Consider the following 18848-nt stretch of genomic DNA (forward strand, 5'->3'; position numbering starts at 1 on the left):
CAAATGAGCAAGGGAAGGTTCGCGAGCAAGCTCGCTCCTACAGGTCAGTCCCGCGCGTCCCTGGACTTGACCATCGCCCCGGCCAGCTCGTGGCCACCGCGTATCTCCAGCTCCGCCGCGGCCCCCAGCCGATCACGGTCCTCCTTGTTCTGGCTGAGCTTGGACTTGCCGACGATCTCGCCGATCTCCACCTCGATGCCGACGATGCTCGCCAGCATCCCGCCGATGAACTCCGGCGTGGAATCGCTCATCTTCCACGGCCGCGCCTCGCCCGCCTCATGGGTGCGGGTCAGGCGCCCGACCACGCCACGCACGAAGCGCTCCTCGTCCATCACCCGCAGGCGGCCGCGCACGTGCACCACCTGGTAGTTCCAGGTCGGCACCTGGCGGTGCTCCTCATGCTTGCTCGGGTACCAGTTGGGCGAGATATAGGCGTGCTCGCCGCGGAAGATCACCAGCACCTCTTCGCCGTCGGCCTCCCGCCACACCGGGTTGGCGCGGGCGACGTGGGCGCGCAGCAGCGGCTTGTCACCGGCCAGCTCCAGCTCGAAGGGAAGGTGATTGGCGTCCAGCACGCCGGCATGACCGGTCACCAGAATGCCCAGCGGATGCTCGCGGATCAGCCGATGCAGTTCATCCGGGCGGTGTTCCTGGAAATGCGGTGGGATGTACATGGAATCCTCGATAGCGTCTTGAAGACCTCATCATGCCGGCACATTGGCACCCCATAAAGATCCATTGCCAGCGACCTTGAAAGAACCATTTTCCGCCGTGCTCCCCACGTTCCACTCCACAGTGGACGCCGCTTGAGCCGCCCCCTACTCTAGCCACTGGCCAGCGTTCGCCCAGGACGGCAGACACGATGCATAGCAGTTCCCCGCCCCCACATCCCCATGCCCGGCTCTACGCACACCCCGTTGCGACCTGCCCCTGCGCCGCGCCAAACTGGGCGGCCCTGCCCGCGTGACGCCGGACAGGCCCCAGCCATCCCCCTGACCCCGGCAGACCGTCCGGGCCATGCGCCCGCCACGCGACGAGAATCCTTCCACGAGGCCTATGTGAAGCGCGACATCCGCCTTGCCATCCTCCTCCTGTCAATCATCAGCCTGACCCTGGCGGTGGCCACCGCCTGGGAGCTGTGGGCCGCCCGCGAGCGCATCCTCGCCAAGGCCTACACCCACAACCTCAATCTGACCCAGGCGCTGGACACCTACGTCGAAGGTATCGTCACCCAGAGCTCCATGCTGCTCCTGGGCCTGGCCGAACGCCTGGAAAACGACGGCAGCGAGCCCGCGCAGCTGGAACGCCTGCGCCACCTGGTGCAGCGCCAGCAGCCCCTGTTCAATCAGCTCGACGGCATTGTCGTCTACGACGCCAGCGGTACCTGGCTGATGTCCTCCAGCGGCGACATCCCGTCCGGCGCCAGCAGCGCCGACCGCACCTTCTTCATCCACCATCGCGACACCCCGTCGACCGACGCCTACATCGGCGAGCCAATCCGCAGCCGCTACAACGGCCAGTGGGTGATCACCGTCAGCCGCCGCTACAACCATCCCGACGGCCGCTTCGCCGGCGTCATCTCCGCCACCCTTGGCGTGGAAAACTTCCTCCAGCTGTTCGGCAAGATCGACATCGGCCGCCACGGCGCCATCGGCGTCGCCACCAGCAACGGCCAGGTACTGGTGCGCTATCCGTTCCGCCCGGGCGACATGGGCCGCGTATTGTCGCGCTCGCCGATCTTCACCCAGTACCGGGACATCACCAGCGTCGGCACCGCCACCTTCACCTCGTCGCTGGACGGCATCGAGCGCCTCTACGCCTTCCGCAAGAACGAGCGCTACCCGCTGGTGACCTCGGTTGCCCTGGGCAAGGACGAAGTCCTGGCCGCCTGGTACACCGACGCCCTGCGCACCGTGAGCATCGCCCTGGGCCTGCTGATGGTGATCGTCATCATCGGCTGCCTGATGATCCTCGCGATCAAACGCCGGATCGGCGCCGAAGCCCTGCTGGTGGCGGCCCGCGAAGAGCTACTCAGGGCCAACCGCCAGCTCGAAGTACTCGCCTCGCGCGACCCGCTCACCGCCTTGCGGAATCGCCGCAGCTTCGACGACCACCTCGCCGCCGAACTGCGCCGCGCGCACCGCGAACGAACTCCGCTGGGCCTGCTGCTGATCGACATCGACTACTTCAAGCGCTTCAACGACACCTACGGCCACCCAGCCGGCGACGACTGCCTGCGTTGCATCGGCCGGCTGCTGGCCGACAACGTGCGGCGCCCCGGCGACCTGACGGCGCGCTACGGTGGCGAAGAGCTCGCGGTGATCCTGCCCAACACCGACGGCGACGGCGCACGCGCGGTGGCCGAACAGATCCTGCAGCACCTCTGGCAGAGCAACCTGCCCCACGTCGGCAGCCCCTTCGGCCGGGTGACCGCCAGCATCGGCATCGCCACCCTGCCCCCAGGCTCGGACGCCTCCGCCGCCGCGCTGATCGGCGCCGCCGACCAGGCCCTGTACCGCGCCAAGGCCGCCGGCCGCAACCGCCTGGACAGCGCCCCCGATCTCGGCGGAACACCAGCATGACCTTCGATCCTGACCGACTGCATGGCGAACGCGACTTCGCCCTCGCCAGCGCCGCAGGCATCATCCTGCCGGCGCGGGTCGAGGCGGCGTGCGCCGCCCCTGATCGCGCAGGGCTGCACGACCGCAGGATGGCATGGCGCGAAGCGATACCCATCCTGCGAAGAGCCCGCCAGCACAAATCGGGACTACACCGCCGGCATCTGCAACGTCACGCAGTGAATGCCACCGCCCCCGGCGGCAATCGGGTCGATGTTCAGCTGCACGATCTCGCGATCCGGATACAACTCGCCCAACAACGCATGGCAGTGCGCATCGGCAGACGGATCGCCGAAGCGTGGCGCGATCACCGCGCCGTTCACCGGCAGGTAGTTGATATAGCCGGCGGCGAAATCCGGGTTGTCGCGGTTGTAAGCGCTCGGCGCGGGCTTCAGGGGCGGCGGCAGGCTGTGCAACTGCAACCGACGGCCATCGGCGTCAGTGGCACCCTTGAGTATCTCTAGGTGGCGACGGGTCACCGCGTAGTCGTAGGACTGCGGATCATTGTCCAGGTTGACCACCACCACGCCCGGCTCGACGAAGCGCGCGTAGAAATCCACGTGGGCGTCGGTGATGTCCTTGCCACGAATGCCCGGCAGCCAGATCACCTTGCGCAGACCCAGCACGCGCTTGAGCTCCGCCTCGATGCGCGGCCGCGTCCAGCCCGGATTGCGGTTGTCGTTGACCCAGCAGCTCTCGGTGAGAATCGCCGTACCGTGGCCATCCACCTCGATGCCGCCACCCTCCCCGCACAGCTCGCTGACGATGGCTTTCGCCTCCAGCTCCTCGGCCAGCGCCGCCGACACTTCGCGGTCGCGCTCGGCGTGCTGCTTGCCGCCCCAGCCATTGAAGTTGAAGTCGGCCAGCGCCAGGCCGCCCGGCGCATCGTTGACCAGGAAACAGCCGCCGTAGTCGCGCACCCAGATGTCATCCACCGGCAGTGGCAGGAAGTCGATGTTCTGCCCGCCGCACGCGCGCTTGGCCTCGGCCTGCTGCTCCGGCCGGCAGAGCACCGTCACCGGCTGGAACTCGGCGATGGCGCGGGCCAGCCGCGCCACCGTGGCGTTCACGTCGGGCGCGATGTCTTCCCAGACGTCGGCACTCGCCGCGTAGGCGACGAACACCCGCTCCTGCCTGCGGTGTTCGTCGGGCATGTACCAGCGCTCCGCCGCCAGGCTGACGCGGCCGAGCCCGAGTCCCGTCGCCAGCGTCATGCCGGCGCCGAGCAGGTTCCTGCGTGTCATCATTCTTGCCTCCTCAGCCACCGGTGCCGGTCTTGAAGCTGGTCCAGGTGCGCATCCGCGCGCGCATGTCGCGCTGGGGGATATCCTTGCCGGGGAACAGCCGCGCGTAGGCCTTCTCATCAAGATAGATGTCCGGATTGTCGCGCATGCTCGCCTCGACCATCGGCCGCGCCTTGGCGTTGGAGGTCGGGTAGCCGGTGGCGGTGCTGATCGCCGCCATCACCTCGGGGCGCATCAGGTAGTTGATCAGCGCATAGGCATACTCCGGGTGCGGCGCGTCGGCAGGAATGGCCATGGTATCCATCCACACCGAGGTGCCTTCGCGCGGTACGCGGTACTCGAAGCGCTCGGGCTTCTTCGCCTCGTCGGCGGCGCGCTGGGACTGGATCACGTCGCCGCTGTAGCCCAGCGACAGGCACAGGTCACCGTTCACCAGCTGGGTCACCGGCTGCGACTGGAACTTGCGGATGTACGGACGGATGCCATTCAGCGTCGCCAGCGCGTCGGCCAGGTCCTGCGGTTTGCCGCTGCGCGGGTCACGGCCCAGGTAATTCAGCACCACGGCCAGCACCTCGTCTGGCGAGTCGATCATCGAGATGCCGCAATCGGCGAAGTGCTTGGCCAGCTCCGGCTTGAACAGCATGTCCAGGCTGTTCACCGGCGCGCCGGGCATGCGCTGCTCGATCTTCGCCTGGTTGTAGGTCAGGCCGATGCTGCCCCAGGTGTAGGGCACCACGGCATGGCGCGAGTATGGGTACTTGGTCTGCAGGCTCTGCAGACCCGGCTCGATCTCGCCCAAGTGCTCCAGCTTGCTCTCGTCGAGCTTCTGCAAGGCGCCGGCGCGCATCAGTCGTTCGGCGACGGTGTCGCCGGGGAAGATCAGGTCGTAGCCGCTGTGCCCGGCCATCATCTTGGCCTCCAGCGTCTCGCTACTGTCCATCACGTCGTAGATGACGCGGATCCCGGTCTCTTCAGTGAAATTTGCCAGGGTATCGGGGGCGAAGTAATCCGCCCAGTTGAACAGGCGCAGGACCTTCTCTTCGGCCGTGGCCGGTTGCAGGGCGCACGCCAGGGACAACCCCAGCGCGCCGATCAGCAGGTGCTTGTGCATGGTCAGACTCCTTGCCAGCGCGGGTGCAGGTGGCGGCCATCGAGGCCGAGCAGCGGGCCGTACATTTCCGGACGGCGATCGCGGTAGACGCCCCAGGTCAGGCGCTCCTCGCGGGCCAGGTCGAGGTCCAGCTCGCGGACCAGCATGGCGGCCTCGTTGCGCCCGGCCTCGGCCAGCAGCGCGCCCTTGTGGTCGGTGATGAAGGACGAGCCGTAGAAGCGCATGCGCAGGGCGTCATCGCTGGGCGCCATTTCCTCGCCGATGCGGTTGGCCGCCAGCACCGGCAGCAGGTTGGCGGCGGCGTGGCCGCGCTGGGCGGTCTGCCAGTGATCGCGGGAATCCAGTTGCGCCGCGCCCGGCTCGGAGCCGATGGCGGTGGGGAACAGCAGGATTTCCGCCCCTTGCAGCGCCAGGCAGCGCGCCGTCTCGGGGAACCACTGGTCCCAGCAGATACCCACACCGAGGCGGCCGACGGCGGTATCCCAGACGCGGAAGCCGGTATCGCCGGGGCTGAAGTACTCCTTCTCCTGGTAGCCGATGGCGTTGGGAATGTGCGTCTTGCGGTACACCCCGAGCAGGCGGCCGTCGGCGTCGGCGACGGTCAGCGAGTTGAAGTAGGCGTTGCCGGCGCGCTCGAACCAACTGATCGGCAGCACCACCTCCAGCTCCGCCGCCAATCGGGCGAAGCGCCGCAGCAGCGGGCTGTCGTCATAGGGCTGCGCTAGCGCCAGGTGGGCGTGATCCTGTTCGATGCAGAAATACGGCGTGGCGAACAACTCGGGCAGGAGGATCAGTCGCGCCCCGGCAGCGGCCGCCTCGCGCACGCGGCGCTCGGCTTCGTCGAGATTGCGCGGCAGGTCCCAGCTGCAGGCGAACTGCAGCACCGCAACGGTCAGCTTGCTCATCACACGCCCTCCAGCGGCCAGGCCGGCTGCTGCTGGGTGATGCAGTGCACCCCGCCGCCGCCGTGGGCCAGGTGGTTGATGCGCACCGGCACCACCTCGCGACCGGGGAAGGCACGGGCCAGGGTGGCGGCGGCCTCGTCGTCGGCGGCGATGCCATAGGCCGGCATGATCACCGCGCCGTTGGCCAGGTAGAAGTTGGTGTAGGACGCGCAGAAGACTTCCGCCTCAGGGTCCACCGCCGCGCTGGCTTCGAACAGTTCGATCAGTTCGAAGGAGCGGCCCTTGGCATCGGTGGCCAGCTCCAACACGCGGCGGTTCTCGCGGGCGACCTCGGCGTAGGCGCTGGACGTATCGCGGGTCGCGTCCACCAGCAGCACGCCGGGCCGGGCGAAGGCGCACACGCCATCGACATGGCCGTCGGTCACGTCGCCGGTGACGTACTGCGGATCGCCCGGCAGCCAGATGGTTTTGCTCACGCCCAGCAGGCGGGCGAAGATGTCCTCCATCTCGCGCTTGCTCACGCCGGGATTGCGATTGGAGTTGAGCAACACCGACTCGGTGGTGATCAGCGTGCCCTCGCCGTCCACGTGGATCGCCCCGCCCTCGTTGGCCAGCGGCGTGCCGAAGCAGTCCAGACCCAACTGATTGAGGATGCGCCGGCCCAGTCCTTCGTCGAGGGTATGCGCCGACTTGCCGCCCCAGGCGTTGAAGCGCCAGCTCACCCCGGCCACGCCGTGTTGCGGATGGCAGACGAAGGTCGGCCCGGAGTCTCGGCACCAGCTGTCATCGATGGGCAGCGCGACCAGCTCGACGTTCGGCCCGCACAGCTCAGCAGCGCGGGCCATGGCGGACGGATCGACCACCAGCTTCACCGGCTCGAAGCGGGCGATGGCGTTGGCCACCCGGGCGAAGTCTTCCTGCACCTGCTCCAGGGTCACGCGCCAGCCGCCTTCCCAGAGCGGACGGTTATGCGGAAACGCCATCCAGGTCGCTGCGTGAGGTACCCATTCTGCGGGCATGCGCCAGCCGTTCTGCAGTTCGTTGAAATGCATACACAAAGCCTTTGGTTAGGATTTTTTATCGGAAGAAAAGGATTAAGCGGCGCCTGAAACCATCCTAGGCCTGTGAAACCGCGACAACAAACGATAGATTTTGCGTAAATCTGATCAGCAGAACTTATCGATCATGCTCAAGCACTGGCCTCCCCTGAACACCCTGCGCGGCTTCGAAGCCGCCGCCCGGCTGGGCAGCTTCCACAAGGCGGCGGAGGAACTGCACCTCACCCAGTCCGCCATCAGCCAACAGATCCGCAGCCTGGAAAGCTTCATCGAGCAGCCGTTGTTCCACCGCAATGGCCGCAAGGTCGCCCTCACCGACGCCGGTTTCGACCTGCTCAGCACCACCCAGTCGCTGCTGCAACAACTGGCAGTGGGCATCCGCCGCCTGGACCAGTACCGCAAGCCCAACCAACTGGTGGTCAACACCACCCCGGCCTTCGCCCGTCACTGGCTGGTGCCGCGCCTGGGCGACTTCCATACGCACCACCCGCAGATCGACCTGTGGCTACTGACCACCGACGAAACCCCGGACATGGCCACCCAGACCATCGACATCGCCGTGCGCGACGACCTCAGCGCCCAGGCTGAATGCCGCTTCCGCGTGCTGCTGGAAGACCGCCTCTACCCCGCCTGCCACCCGCGCCTGCTGGATCAGCCGGCAGCGACGCGCACTACCCTGCACGGCGAACGGGAAATGGACTGGGCGCACTGGCACGTACAAGGCGGCGCCGACATCGGCCAGCACAGCGAAGGCCTGAACTTCTCCGACCCCGGCCTGCTGCTCGATGCAGCCAGCCAGGGCCTGGGCATCGCGCTGGTGAGCCGGTTGCTGGCTGGCGATGCCAGGGACAACGGCCTGCTGACGCCGCTGTGCGAACAGACCGTGCGCGGGCCGAATTGGTCGCTGCTGGTGCATCAGCAGAGCGAGCGGGATGCACAGGCGATGAGGTTCTGCGAGTGGCTGGAGGGGGCTTTTGGGGTGCCCTGAGGCCCTCCGACGCTGTCGAAAGCTGACAGGCGGGATCAGTCAGACATAACCACCGGATAATCTGGCACGGCGCACAAACCCGCATTATTGTCCGCGCGAGGCCAACGCTGCTGTACCGGCTGGCAGACCATCCACCCCGCATGGGCAAACACCCGACGGAGCCAGGACATCTTGAAAATCATCCGCAGCAAGCACTTCACCGCGAATCGCCCCTGGGGCGCGCTCGATATCACCAAGATGAACGGAATCACCACCCGCCTGCACTGGACCGACCAGCCATACAAATGGCACATCAACGACGGTGAGGAAGTGTTCGCGGTGCTCGACGGACGGGTGGAAATGCACTATCGCGATACCGCCGGCGAGCATAAGGTCATGCTGGAAACCGGGGATATCTTCTATGCGTCGATCGGCACCGAGCATGTAGCTCACCCTCAAGGCGAGGCGCGCATTCTGGTGATCGAGACCGAGGATAGTGTCTGACAGCGGCGCGGCATCGGACGGCATTTTGACAGCGAGAATGAAAAAGCCCCGCGAATGCGGGGCTTTTTCTACAAGTGGCGTCGATTAGACGGCGCGAACTTGCTCGGCCTGCGGGCCTTTCTGACCGGCGGTCACGATGAAGCTGACCTTTTGGCCTTCGTCGAGGGACTTGTAGCCGTTACCTTCGATCTGACGGAAGTGAACGAATACGTCCGGGCCGCTTTCCGGGGTGATGAAGCCGAAGCCCTTCTCAGCGTTGAACCACTTGACGGTGCCGTTTTGACGATCGGACATGATGTTGTCTCCAGAATATTGATTGCTAAAGGCCAGTCGAATACCGACCGACCATGAGCTGAATGCGTAGTGAAGAGGTGCCGAGGAGATGGAACATCGTGTAGACAGAACATCAAGTCGCGGCGCTTTACCGGGCAGGCAGCGCGAGCAGAATACATGGGGTGTGGGGAATTGGTAGTTTTTTTTATCGTAGACGGGGGTATTTGACGGGCGGTCGAAGGTTAGAAGTGAACTCTGGACAGGCGCAAAGCCCCATTCTTGAAGCGTTTCAGCCTGTCGGGCGGGTGGATTTCCGATTGTTCCGTTGAGGCCTCGAAAGCCAGCTCCAACCCCGCGGAACGTAGCCGGTACGGCAAATTGCACGCAACGCTATCCGCCCTGCGAAGAGCAGGAGCATCGCGGACAAGCTCCTACGTCAAGGTGCAGCTTTCGTAGTAGCGGATTCATCCGCGATCGGCGTTCCGGCACACCCCGGCACAAGCGCAGCGTGTGCTTCGCGAGCAGGCATTGGGCGCCCCCGCCCCCGCACCCGCAAACAGCCTCAATGGCTGAGGTAATGGTTCGACAACCAGTTCAGCGCCCTCCCCGGTCTTGTCAGCGCGTCGATGAAGCTCGGCCCCCAGAAGCGGATGTCGTTGGCCTGGAGCACCGCGTACATGTCGCGATGACGCGCCCGGCGCTCGCCCAGCGGCATGCGCAGGGCGGTGTTGATGGCGTCGGCCAGGGCGTCGCGGTCGTGAGGGTTGATGATCAGCGCACCACCCAGCTCGGCGGCGGCGCCGGCGAACTGCGAGAGGATGAGCACGCCGGGATCGTCCGGGTCCTGCGCGGCGACGAACTCCTTGGCCACCAGGTTCATGCCATCGCGCAGCGGCGTCACCAGGCCGATACGGGCGTGGCGCATGACCATCGCGATGTCCTCGCGGTGGTGATTGCGCCCGACGTAGCGCAGCGGTACCCAGGACACGGCGCCGAAGCGGCCGTTGATGTGCCCGACCCGGGCGCTGACCGCGGCGTCGATGTCGGCGTATTCGGGGATGTCCTGGCGGCTGCCGGGGGAGATCTGCAGGCACGTCACGCGGTTGTGCCATTCCGGGTAGCGCTCCAGGAAACGTTCGTAGCCGTCCAGGCGGTTGACGATCCCCTTGGAATAGTCGAGGCGGTCCACACCGACCATCAGCGCGCGGCCGCCGAGGCTTTCGCGCAGGTCGTCGGCGGCCGGGGTCCGCGAGGCGTTCTCGGCGAGCGCACGGAAGCCGTCGGCATCCACGCCCACGGGGAACACGCCGACGCGAAAGTGCTGGTCTTCCAGGTGGTAGCGACGGCCATCCGGGGTGGCGGCGCCGACCACGCGGGTGAGGTAGCGGGCGAAATTGCTGGCGTCGTTTTCGGTCTGGAAGCCGATCAGGTTGTATTCGGTGAGGGCGCGGATCAGTTCGGCGTGGTGCGGCATCGCGGTGAGCAGGTCCGCCGGCGGCATGGGGATGTGCAGGAAGAAGCCGATGCGGTTGGCGTGCCCGCGGGCGCGCAGGGCCAGGGCGAGCGGGATGAGGTGGTAGTCGTGCACCCAGAGCACGTCGTCCGGCTCCAGCAGCGGGCTCAGGCGCTCGGCGAAAAATTCGTTGACGCGCCGGTAGCCGCCGAAGTCGGCCTCGCTGAACTCGGCGAGGTCGACCCGGTAGTGCAGGATCGGCCAGAGCACGCGGTTGGCGAAGCCGTTGTAGTACTCGTCGAAGTCCTGCGGATGCAGGTCGGTGAGGATGTAGGTGAGGTTGCCGCGCTCCAGGGTGGCGAGCGGGCCCGGTTCCTCGGCCACCTGCCCGCTCCAGCCGAACCAGATGCCTTCGCGCTGGCGCATGGCGGCCTCCACCGCGACGGCGAGGCCGCCGGGCGCGGCCGGGTTGAATTCGTCAGGCACCATGACCCGGTTGGAGATCACCACGAGGCGCGGCATAGACCCTCCTCCCAGCCAATGGACAGACGCATGGCCGAGTTGATCAACCCGGCCATCGAGTAGGTCTGCGGGATGTTGCCCCAGAGTTCTCCGGTGTGCGGGTGCAGGTCCTCGGAGAGCAGGCCGTAGCGGTTGCGCGCGGCGATCAGCTCTTCGAACAGCGCGCGGGCTTCGTCGCGGCGGCCGATGGCGGCAAGCGCGTCGAGGTACCAGAACTTGACCACCAGGAAGGCGGTTTCCGGCACGCCGAAGTCGTCCGGCGCGGCGTAGCGCAGCAGGTGGCCGTTGACGTTGAGTTCGCGGCCGATGCATTCGACGGTGGCGACGAAGCGCGGGTCGTCGGCTTCGATGATGCCCAGTTCATGCATCAGCAGCACGCTGGCGTCGAGGTCGTCGAAGCCGAAGCTGCCGGTGAAGCATTGTTTGCGTTCGCTCCAGGCCTCGCGAAGGATGCGCTCGCGCAGGTTCGCCGCCCGGGCCATCCAGTCACGCGCCGCCTCGCTCCGGCCGAGCCGCCCGCACAGCCGTCCCACGCGGTCGCAGGCGACCCAGCAGAGCAGCGCGGAATGGGTGTGGATGCGCTGCCGGCCCCGGTATTCCCAGATTCCGGCGTCGGCTTCGAAGGCGGCGTGCGCGGCCTTGGCGGCGAGGGACTCGAGCAGTTGCAGCATGCCGTCGCTGCTGGGGCTGGGCAGGCGATCGTCGACGAAACTCTGCAGCACCGCGAGCACCACGGAGCCGAACACGTCGTGCTGGTTCTGCTCCACCGCCTGGTTGCCGACGCGCACCGGCGCGTGGTCGAGGAAGCCGGCGAGGTCCGGCTCGTTGCGCTCGGTGAGATCCATGTCGGGGATGATGCCGTACAGCGGCTTGAGTTCGGCATCGCCGCTGGCCACGGTGGTGATGAAGTCGATGTAGCCCTCCATCGTGCGGGTGGTGCCCAGGCGGTTGAGGGCGAGAATGACGAAGTAGGCATCGCGCAGCCAGCAGTAGCGGTAGTCCCAGTTGCGCTGGGAACCGGGCGCCTCGGGGATGGAGGTGGTGGCGGCGGCGATGATCGCGCCGGTTTCCTCGAAGTTGCACAGCTTGAGGGTGATGGCCGAGCGGATCACCACCTGCTGCCATTCGAAGGAGATCGCCAGGCCCCGCACCCAGTCGTGCCAGTGGCCCTGGGTGCGCTTGAGAAATTCCCGCACGACCTCGCCGGGTGCGTTGTCCAGCGGCTCGTCCATGCCGATCACCATGCTCACCGGATGGCGCAGGGCGAAGCGGGTTTCATTGAGCAGGTAGGACAGCGGCGCATCGGTGGTCAGGCGGATCGGCTCGTCACCGTCCAGGTAGCGGATGTGGCTGGAGCCCGCCACGCTGCGGCGCGGCTTGCCGTAGCCGTGGGTCGGGCGCACGCGCAGGGTGATCCTGGGCAGCCCTTCCAGAGGCTCGATCAGCCGGCACAGCTGGGCCGGGCGAAATACCCGGCCGTATTGCAGGAAGCGCGGGGCGAAGTCGGTGATGCGCACGGCCCCGCCGCTGTCGTCGCGCAGGATCGTAGTGATGATCGCGGTGTTGCGCTGGTACTCGGATACGTGGCTGACCTGGCCGTCGAGCAGCACGTCGGCGAAGCCCTTTTCCTCGTCGCCGGCCAGCAGCCGGGAGAACGCCGGGTCGCCATCGAAGTTGGGGTAGCACCACCACACCAACCGTCCCAGTGGGTTGACCAGGGCGGCCACGCGGCAGTTGCCGATCAGACCCAGTTCCAGTGCTCCGTCGTGCCGTTCAGTCATCGAGGGTTTCCTCCTGCCGCCAGGATGAGTGCGGTACGGACCGCCGCCGCGTCGGCGAAGACGGCACTCGCCCCCGGCAGCGTGCGCCCGACCGAGAGTCCCAGCCCTTGCAGGCCGGGCATCAGGGCCAGGGCGGGTTGGTCGGTGAGGTCGTCGCCGACAAACAGCGGGCGGCGCCCGTCGAACGCCGGCGTGGTCATCAGGCGCTGGATCGCGCCGGCCTTGTCCACGTCCTCGGCGATGATTTCGTAGACCTGCTTGCCACCCAGCAAGCACAGGCCCGCGCCTTCCGGCGCGCTGAGCAGCGCCTGCAAGGCCACGCGCAGCGCCGGCGCGCTGTCGGGCGCGGTGCGGTAATGCAGGGCGAAGCTGCTGCCCTTGTCTTCGGCCAGTACGCCGGCATGGGCGCAGGCGAGCGCATTGAGCTGCACGCGCACGCAGGCGGGCAAGTCCTTGGTGGTGCGGCGCAGCGGACTGTCGCCGGTTTCGCGCCAGTGGGCGCCGTGACCGCCGCTGGCGGGCAGGCGCAGGGGATGGAGCAGCCGGTCGAGCTCTTCGACCGGGCGGCCGCTGATCAGGGCCAGGGCACCGTCGAGGCGTCGATGCAGCTCGCTGAGCGCATCGACCAGCCCGGGCGGGACGTATACCGCGTCGGGGGCTTCGGCGATGTCCAGAAGGGTTCCGTCGACATCCAGGAACACTGCGGTCTGCGTGTGCTGGCCGAGCCAGAGTTGCAGCAGCGCAGTGGCTGAGACCTCGCTATGCGGGGTCATGGCCGTGTCGACAGGTCCTCGTTGCGGGGGACGTGACATAAGCCATTTCTCCGTTTGCAGCTCGTGCCGTTGCGCCTGCGAAGCCGCAACGGACGGTTGAAGGAGTCACTGGACCGTAACATGCGAGGCCACGGGGGTCGACCGGAAATGGCCCGGACGGTGCATGGCAGAAGGCCGCCCCGAAGGCGGCCGGAAGGCCCCGGCCCGCCCGGGCCGGGGGATGGAACGAAACCTCAGAGCACCAGGTGGCCCGTCCACAGACCGAGCAGGCCGGCCAGGGCCATGCCGATCACGACGAGGCAGACGATCCATTCCACGGCGCTGAGTTTCTCCCGCTGCTCGCGTTTGCCGAGGATGAACAGCGGCAGGCCGACGGCCCAGACCACGGAGGCCAGCAGCACATACTTCAGGCCAGCGCCATAGAGCATGAACAGCACGAAGCACACGGCGAAGGCCGACAGGGCCATTTCCCAGTAACGGCCGTGCACCTTGTCACCCTCGTAGCCACGCCCGGTGCAGGCGCATTTGAAGGAATACATCGACGACAGCAGGTATGGGATCAGCGCCAGCGAGGTGGAGAACGACAACAGCGCGAGATAACCGGCATGGCTGAAACCGGCGACCAGCATCATCGCCTGGGCGATCCCCGTGGTGAGCCACATGGCGTTGCGCGGCGCACCGGCGGTGTTGAGCCGGCCGAGCCACTGGGTGGCGCTCTTGCCGCGACCGGACAGCATGACTTCCTCGGCACTCAGGGCGACCCAGGCGATCAGCGCGCCGACCACCGAGACGATCAGGCAGATGTTGATCAGCATGCCGCCCCAGGGACCGACCATCGCGGCCATCAACCCGGCCATCGACGGTTGGTGCAGTTGGGTGATCTGCGCGGCGGGCAGGATACCCAGCGCCAGCACCGAGGTGCCCACCAGCAGCAGCGAGACGATGATCGCACCGAGGGTGGATGCCTTGGCCACATCGGAGAGCTTGCGCGCGCGGGTGGCGTAGATGGTCCCGGACTCCAGGCCGATCAGCGTCCACATGGCGGCCAGCAGCACGGTTTTGCTCTGCGCGAAGATCGAGGCGCCGTGGCTCTGGCCACGGAAGTCGGTCATGAACACGCGGCTGTCGAAGTGGTAGAGCGCCAGGCCGATGAACAGCACGATGGGCACCACCTTGGCGACGGTGGCGACGTTGTTCACCGTGGTGCTGGTTTTCACCCCACGCAGCACCAGCGCGTTGATGACCCACAGCAGCGCGGAGGCGGCGAAGATCGCCGGCCAGGTAGTGCCATCGCCGAAGTAGGAGAACACCCCGAAGGCGCCCAGGGCACTGAAGATCACCACCAGGTAGGAGGCGTTGCCGATGGCGTCGCCGGCGCCGTGGCCGTACGCGCCAATGAACCCGGCAATATGCCCGAAACCGGCCTTGGACCAGCCGTAGATGCCGTCGTCGATGTTCGGCTGGCGCAGGGTGAGGTTGCGATAGACCGAGACCAGCGACAGCATCCCGAAGGCGACGATGGCCCAGCCGCAGAGGATACCGAGGGCGCCGGCGCCGCCCGTGAGCGTGGCGGGCAAGGCGAAGATGCCCGAGCCGATGGCGCTGCCGACGATCAGTGAGGTGAGGCCGAACAGGCCGACCTTGCCGTCGCCCGTGCCGCCCTCCACGTGGGATAGATGTTTCATGATTCGACTCCTTCCGAAGCTGGCCCTGTCGGGTCGGTGATTCCGTTCTAGTCCTCGGGCAAGGAGACAGGACTGATCTGAAGCAGATGGAGGCCTGCGCAAGCCTAGAACTATTTCGAGGCTGCGCCAGAGGTATTGACGCCACCCCCGAATGCCGTGGCGCACGGCGATCGGCTCCCCATAGCCAACCGCTCGCCGGCCGTGCCGGAGAGGACCTTCTACTATACAAAGCTGACCACCGACTTCCGGGCACGACAAGGATCCGCACATGCACACGATCACACGCTGGCTGGGCACCGCGCTGCTCGCCCTGGGCCTGCTGGGGCAAGGCGTCCAGGCCGCCGAGGAACGCAAACCGATCCACTTTGGCGAGCTGACCTGGGAAAGCGGCAGCCTGATCACCGAGATGCTGCGCCTGCTGGTGGAACAGGGCTACGGCTACCCCACCGATACCCTGCCGGGCAGTACCGTGAGCCTGGAGGCCGCGCTGGCACGCAACGACATCCAGGTCATCGGCGAGGAATGGACCGGCCGCAGCCCGGCCTGGATCAAGGCCGAAGCCGCAGGCCGGGTGTTCGGCCTGGGCAACCTGGTGAAGCACGCCGACGAGGGCTGGTGGGTGCCGGACTACGTGGTCCACGGCGACCCGGCGCGCGGCATCGCCCCGCAGGCCCCGGAACTGCGCTCGGTGAGCGACCTGCCGCGCTACCGCGAGGTGTTTCGCGACCCCGAGTCGCCGGACAAGGGTCGCTTCCTCAACAGCCCCACCGGCTGGACGTCGGAGATCGTCAACTCGCAGAAGCTCAAGGCCTACGGGCTGGAAGGCAGCTACGTGAACTTCCGCAGCGGCTCGGGCGCCGCAATGGACGCCGAGATCGCCTCGTCGATCCGCCGGGGCAAGCCGGTGCTGTTCTACTACTGGTCCCCGACCCCGCTGATGGGCCGCTACAAGCTGCTGCGCCTGGAGGAGCCGCCGTTCGACGCCGAGGCCTGGAAGACCCTCTCCGACCCCGACAATCCCCATCCGCGGGGCAGCCGTTCGCTGCCGGCCAAGCTGTCGGTAGGGGTTTCCGCGCCCTTCCACCGGCAATACCCGGAACTGGTGGCGCTGTTCGAGAAGGTCGACATCCCCATCGACCTGCTCAACGCGGCCCTGGCCAGGATGAGCGAGACGCGCCAGGAACCGCGCGAGGCCGCGCGCGATTTCCTCAAGGCCAACCCGCAGGTGTGGCAGGGCTGGTTGCCAGCCGAGCCACGCGCCAGGGTCAAGGCCGCCCTGTGAACCGTGGCCGCCCCGACCTGGCCGGCATGGCGCCTGGCCGGGTGCCGCAGGTGGGGGCAAAGGCTGAGCGATGGGCCGTCGGGAGCCTCCAAATAGGATTTCTCTGATAGCAAAAGCGGAATTGGACGATTCACCAAGCGAGCGCCAATTCTCAGAATGCCGAGGCCCCAAACGCCCATCCGAGTCTTCCATGCCTCCCCTTTCCGCGCTGATCCTGCAGGCGTCCGGTCCTCACCGTTCGGCGGCGGTGACCGCCCTCCACCACCTCGGCTACAGCGTCCTCGCGGAGGTGTCCGGCAACGCCCTGGTTCTGGACCGGCTGCGCAGCGTCGGCGGCGTGCATCTGCTGATCTGCGATGTGCACATCGATCCGGTGCCGCGCCTGGAGTTCCTCCAGACCGTGGCGCGCGAGCAACTCGCCCACGGCGTGGTGGTCAGCGGCGAGATGGCGCCGGGCACCTGGTCGACGCTGGCGCACCTGCTGCGGCTGCAGGGCATGAAGGTGTTCTGGCTGGGCAACGAGCCGGCCACCCTGGAGCGCCTGCGCGCCCTGCTGGTGGATTTCGAACCTCACGCGTTGGAGCGGAGCGTATCGCCTCGCCACCTGGGCGCCCTCGATGGCGCCGACATCGGTCGGGTGCTGGAGCGCGGCGAGTTGCGCGTGGCCCTGCAACCCAAGGTCATGGTGGCCACCGCGCAGATCTATGGTTTCGAAGTGCTCGCCCGCTGGCACCGCGAGGACGGGCAGGTACTGCTGCCGGACGAATTTCTGCCAGCCCTGCGCCGTGATGGAATGCTCGATGCGCTGCTGTTCCAGCAGATGGCACAGGCCCATGACGCCCTGCGGGCCCACGGCCGGACCGACCTGGAACTGTCCTTCAACCTGGAACCCGAGCAGATCGCCCGGACCGATTTCGCCGTCAGCGTCGAGTGCGAACTGCGGCGCATGGAGATCGATCCACGGAACGTCACCTTCGAGCTGACCGAGTCGTCGCCGTTGCACGCGCTGCCGTCCAGCCTGGAGAACGTGCTGCGCCTGCGCCTGCTGGGCTGCGGCCTGGCCATCGACGATTTCGGCTGCAAGCACTCCAACCTGCAACGCCTGGTGGAGCTGCCGTTCACCGAGCTGAAGCTCGACCGCAGCTTCCTCGCCAACCTCAATACGGGCGATCCGCGCCGCCTGATCGTGCTGACCAACGCCCTGGCGCTGGGCCGCGAACTGGGCCTGCGGGTCGTAGCCGAAGGCGTGGAGAACCCCAGCCAGCATCGCCAGTTGCAGAGCCTGGGATGCGAGGCGGCCCAGGGTTACCTGTTCGGCAAGCCCGCCGCGGCCGATGGGTTGTCCGGGCTGCTGCGCGGCACGCCGACGCACCAGCCGAAAGCGGGCCCGATCCGGCCCCTGCCTGGTTCGCTGGTGCACCTGGCCGATTGAGCCCCGCCAGAATAGAAAGACGGCTGTTGCTGACCTCCTGTCCGCAACAGCCGTCTGGGTGTCCTCAGCAAAGGACCTACAAATTGTAGGTCATTGCTATCAGTTTGCCCTCCCTCTCCTCCCGCACAGGCGTTGCGCACGAACCTCCGCCAACTGCTTGCAATGTGTCGAGAAAATGCCTGGATGTCCCCTACCCGACCTCCATCGTGCCGGGAGGGAGCCCCACGCTCGCCTGATCCGGCGTTGGAAGGGTTTTCCCACCTGTGGAGGCTCCGCTATCCCCCGGCCCTCGACAGCCGCTACCATGCACGGCCGTACCGGCTGGCCGGGAATGCCCGCCTCCTTCCAACAATAACGACTCGCCCCCTCATGACCGACTCTCCTCGCCGCTCGCCCTTGCGCATCGCCCTCTCCGCCGCCGCCCTCACCGTCGCCGCGGCCGTCGGCTTCTTCATCTGGCAGGACTTCTACCCGGTCCAGGCCGCCGCTGGCTGGAACGTCCAGGTACTGCAACGCGAGGTGAAGAAAGCCGCCTCCATCGTCCCGCTGGCCGACGGCGGCCTGTTGGTCAGCCAGGAACTGAAGGACGACCAGGGCAACATCCTGCGCATCACCCCGAGCGGTGAACGCAAGGTGGTGATCGACGGCCTGTCCAAGCCGGACGGGCTGATCGCCGCCCGTGGCGGCTGGGTGTTCAGCCAGGAAACGGACGACAGGCCGGTGCAGATGCTCAAGGACGGCAAGCTCAGCACACTGTTCCAGGGCAACTCGATACAGGGGCTGTGGGATGATGGCGACGCCCTCTATGCCATCGAGGACCGCCACGACCGCGGCCGGCTGCTGCGCTACCGCTGGAGCGACGGCGACCTGAGCGTAGTGCGCGAGCGCCTCGACGAAGCCGAGTCGATCACCCGCTGCACCGATGGCCGCCTGCTCTACACCCAGAAGAACCGTGGCGCGATCCGCGAGCTCCGTGACGACGGCCACGACCCGGAAATCCTCGGCGGCCTGAACAAGCCCACCTTCGTCATGTGCGACGCACGGGGCATCTGGATCAGCGAAGACTCCACCCACCGCGCACGCCTGCTGCTGTGGGATGGCAAGGGCGAGCCGCAGACCGTGCTGTCGTTCCTCAAGGCGCCGCAGACCATCGTTCCCGACGGCAAGGGCGGTTACCTGCTGGCCGAAGGTGGCCGTAATCGCGTGCTGACGCTGCAACCCAGCCGCTGACCGCGAATAA

The 18848-nt window shown here is 66.9% G+C and carries 16 protein-coding genes; 6 read left to right on the forward strand and 10 right to left on the reverse strand.

The genetic code is table 11. The features are described from left to right. Positions 1-44 precede the first annotated feature (44 nt). Positions 45-674, reverse strand: a complete 630-nt coding sequence (locus ACYCAX_RS01415; RefSeq protein ID WP_294973420.1) for an FMN-binding negative transcriptional regulator — start codon at positions 672-674, stop codon at positions 45-47. Between the two features lie 384 nt (positions 675-1058). Between ACYCAX_RS01415 and ACYCAX_RS01420 the strand changes: the two genes are divergently transcribed. After that, entirely contained in the window at positions 1059-2582 is a 1524-nt protein-coding gene (locus tag ACYCAX_RS01420; protein WP_294973418.1) for a sensor domain-containing diguanylate cyclase, read from the forward strand. A gap of 185 nt (positions 2583-2767) precedes the next feature. Here the strand turns inward: ACYCAX_RS01420 and ACYCAX_RS01425 are convergent, their stop codons facing one another. From ACYCAX_RS01425 to ACYCAX_RS01440, 4 genes are read right to left on the reverse strand one after another with little or no spacing between them, the layout of a single operon-like run. Then, positions 2768-3865, reverse strand: coding sequence for an agmatine deiminase family protein (locus ACYCAX_RS01425; protein WP_460247279.1), 1098 nt, complete (start codon positions 3863-3865; stop codon positions 2768-2770). 10 nt (positions 3866-3875) lie between these two features. Continuing rightward, positions 3876-4973, reverse strand: coding sequence for an extracellular solute-binding protein (locus tag ACYCAX_RS01430; protein ID WP_294973416.1), 1098 nt, complete (start codon positions 4971-4973; stop codon positions 3876-3878). A gap of 2 nt (positions 4974-4975) precedes the next feature. Further along, positions 4976-5878: an N-carbamoylputrescine amidase gene (gene aguB, locus ACYCAX_RS01435; protein WP_460247280.1), complete on the reverse strand. Its 903-nt coding sequence runs from the start codon at positions 5876-5878 to the stop codon at positions 4976-4978. Next, on the reverse strand, positions 5878-6930 hold the full coding sequence (locus ACYCAX_RS01440) for an agmatine deiminase family protein (protein WP_460247281.1): 1053 nt from the start codon (positions 6928-6930) through the stop codon (positions 5878-5880). Before ACYCAX_RS01440 ends, aguB begins: the two co-directional genes overlap by 1 nt. A 133-nt stretch (positions 6931-7063) precedes the next feature. Here ACYCAX_RS01440 and ACYCAX_RS01445 point away from each other — a divergent pair, with 133 nt between their 5' ends. Together ACYCAX_RS01445 and ACYCAX_RS01450 are read left to right on the forward strand one after the other, a co-directional pair. Then, positions 7064-7924: a LysR substrate-binding domain-containing protein gene (locus ACYCAX_RS01445; protein ID WP_460247282.1), complete on the forward strand. Its 861-nt coding sequence runs from the start codon at positions 7064-7066 to the stop codon at positions 7922-7924. Between the two features lie 171 nt (positions 7925-8095). Beyond that, positions 8096-8407, forward strand: coding sequence for a cupin domain-containing protein (locus tag ACYCAX_RS01450; protein ID WP_294973408.1), 312 nt, complete (start codon positions 8096-8098; stop codon positions 8405-8407). Positions 8408-8491: 84 nt separating this feature from the next. On the opposite strand, the gene ACYCAX_RS01455 is transcribed toward ACYCAX_RS01450, so the two are convergent. From ACYCAX_RS01455 to ACYCAX_RS01475, 5 genes are all read right to left on the reverse strand, one after another. Continuing rightward, positions 8492-8701: a cold-shock protein gene (locus tag ACYCAX_RS01455; RefSeq protein ID WP_015477564.1), complete on the reverse strand. Its 210-nt coding sequence runs from the start codon at positions 8699-8701 to the stop codon at positions 8492-8494. Between the two features lie 541 nt (positions 8702-9242). Beyond that, on the reverse strand, positions 9243-10655 hold the full coding sequence (gene otsA / locus ACYCAX_RS01460; protein ID WP_015477565.1) for an alpha,alpha-trehalose-phosphate synthase (UDP-forming): 1413 nt from the start codon (positions 10653-10655) through the stop codon (positions 9243-9245). Then, positions 10637-12436, reverse strand: coding sequence for a glycoside hydrolase family 15 protein (locus ACYCAX_RS01465; RefSeq protein WP_294973404.1), 1800 nt, complete (start codon positions 12434-12436; stop codon positions 10637-10639). The genes otsA and ACYCAX_RS01465 overlap by 19 nt, the downstream gene beginning before the upstream one ends. Further along, the gene (gene otsB, locus ACYCAX_RS01470; RefSeq protein ID WP_294973402.1) at positions 12433-13209 is read right to left on the reverse strand and encodes a trehalose-phosphatase; all 777 of its coding nucleotides are present in this window, start codon (positions 13207-13209) and stop codon (positions 12433-12435) included. Before otsB ends, ACYCAX_RS01465 begins: the two co-directional genes overlap by 4 nt. A gap of 233 nt (positions 13210-13442) precedes the next feature. Further along, positions 13443-14894 (reverse strand): amino acid permease, encoded by a 1452-nt coding sequence (locus ACYCAX_RS01475; RefSeq protein ID WP_015477568.1) that lies wholly within the window; start codon positions 14892-14894, stop codon positions 13443-13445. A 268-nt stretch (positions 14895-15162) separates the two neighbouring features. Here ACYCAX_RS01475 and ACYCAX_RS01480 point away from each other — a divergent pair, with 268 nt between their 5' ends. The 3 genes from ACYCAX_RS01480 (at position 15163) to ACYCAX_RS01490 (ending at position 18838) form a co-directional block, all read left to right on the forward strand. Then, complete coding sequence (locus ACYCAX_RS01480; RefSeq protein WP_015477569.1) at positions 15163-16176, forward strand: ABC transporter substrate-binding protein; 1014 nt, start codon at positions 15163-15165, stop codon at positions 16174-16176. Between the two features lie 190 nt (positions 16177-16366). Beyond that, positions 16367-17608, forward strand: coding sequence for an EAL domain-containing response regulator (locus ACYCAX_RS01485; RefSeq protein WP_460247283.1), 1242 nt, complete (start codon positions 16367-16369; stop codon positions 17606-17608). Positions 17609-17977: 369 nt separating this feature from the next. After that, positions 17978-18838 (forward strand): SMP-30/gluconolactonase/LRE family protein, encoded by an 861-nt coding sequence (locus ACYCAX_RS01490; RefSeq protein WP_460247284.1) that lies wholly within the window; start codon positions 17978-17980, stop codon positions 18836-18838. The last annotated feature ends 10 nt before the right edge of the window (positions 18839-18848 follow it).

Source organism: Pseudomonas sp. MT3, assembly GCF_054720805.1.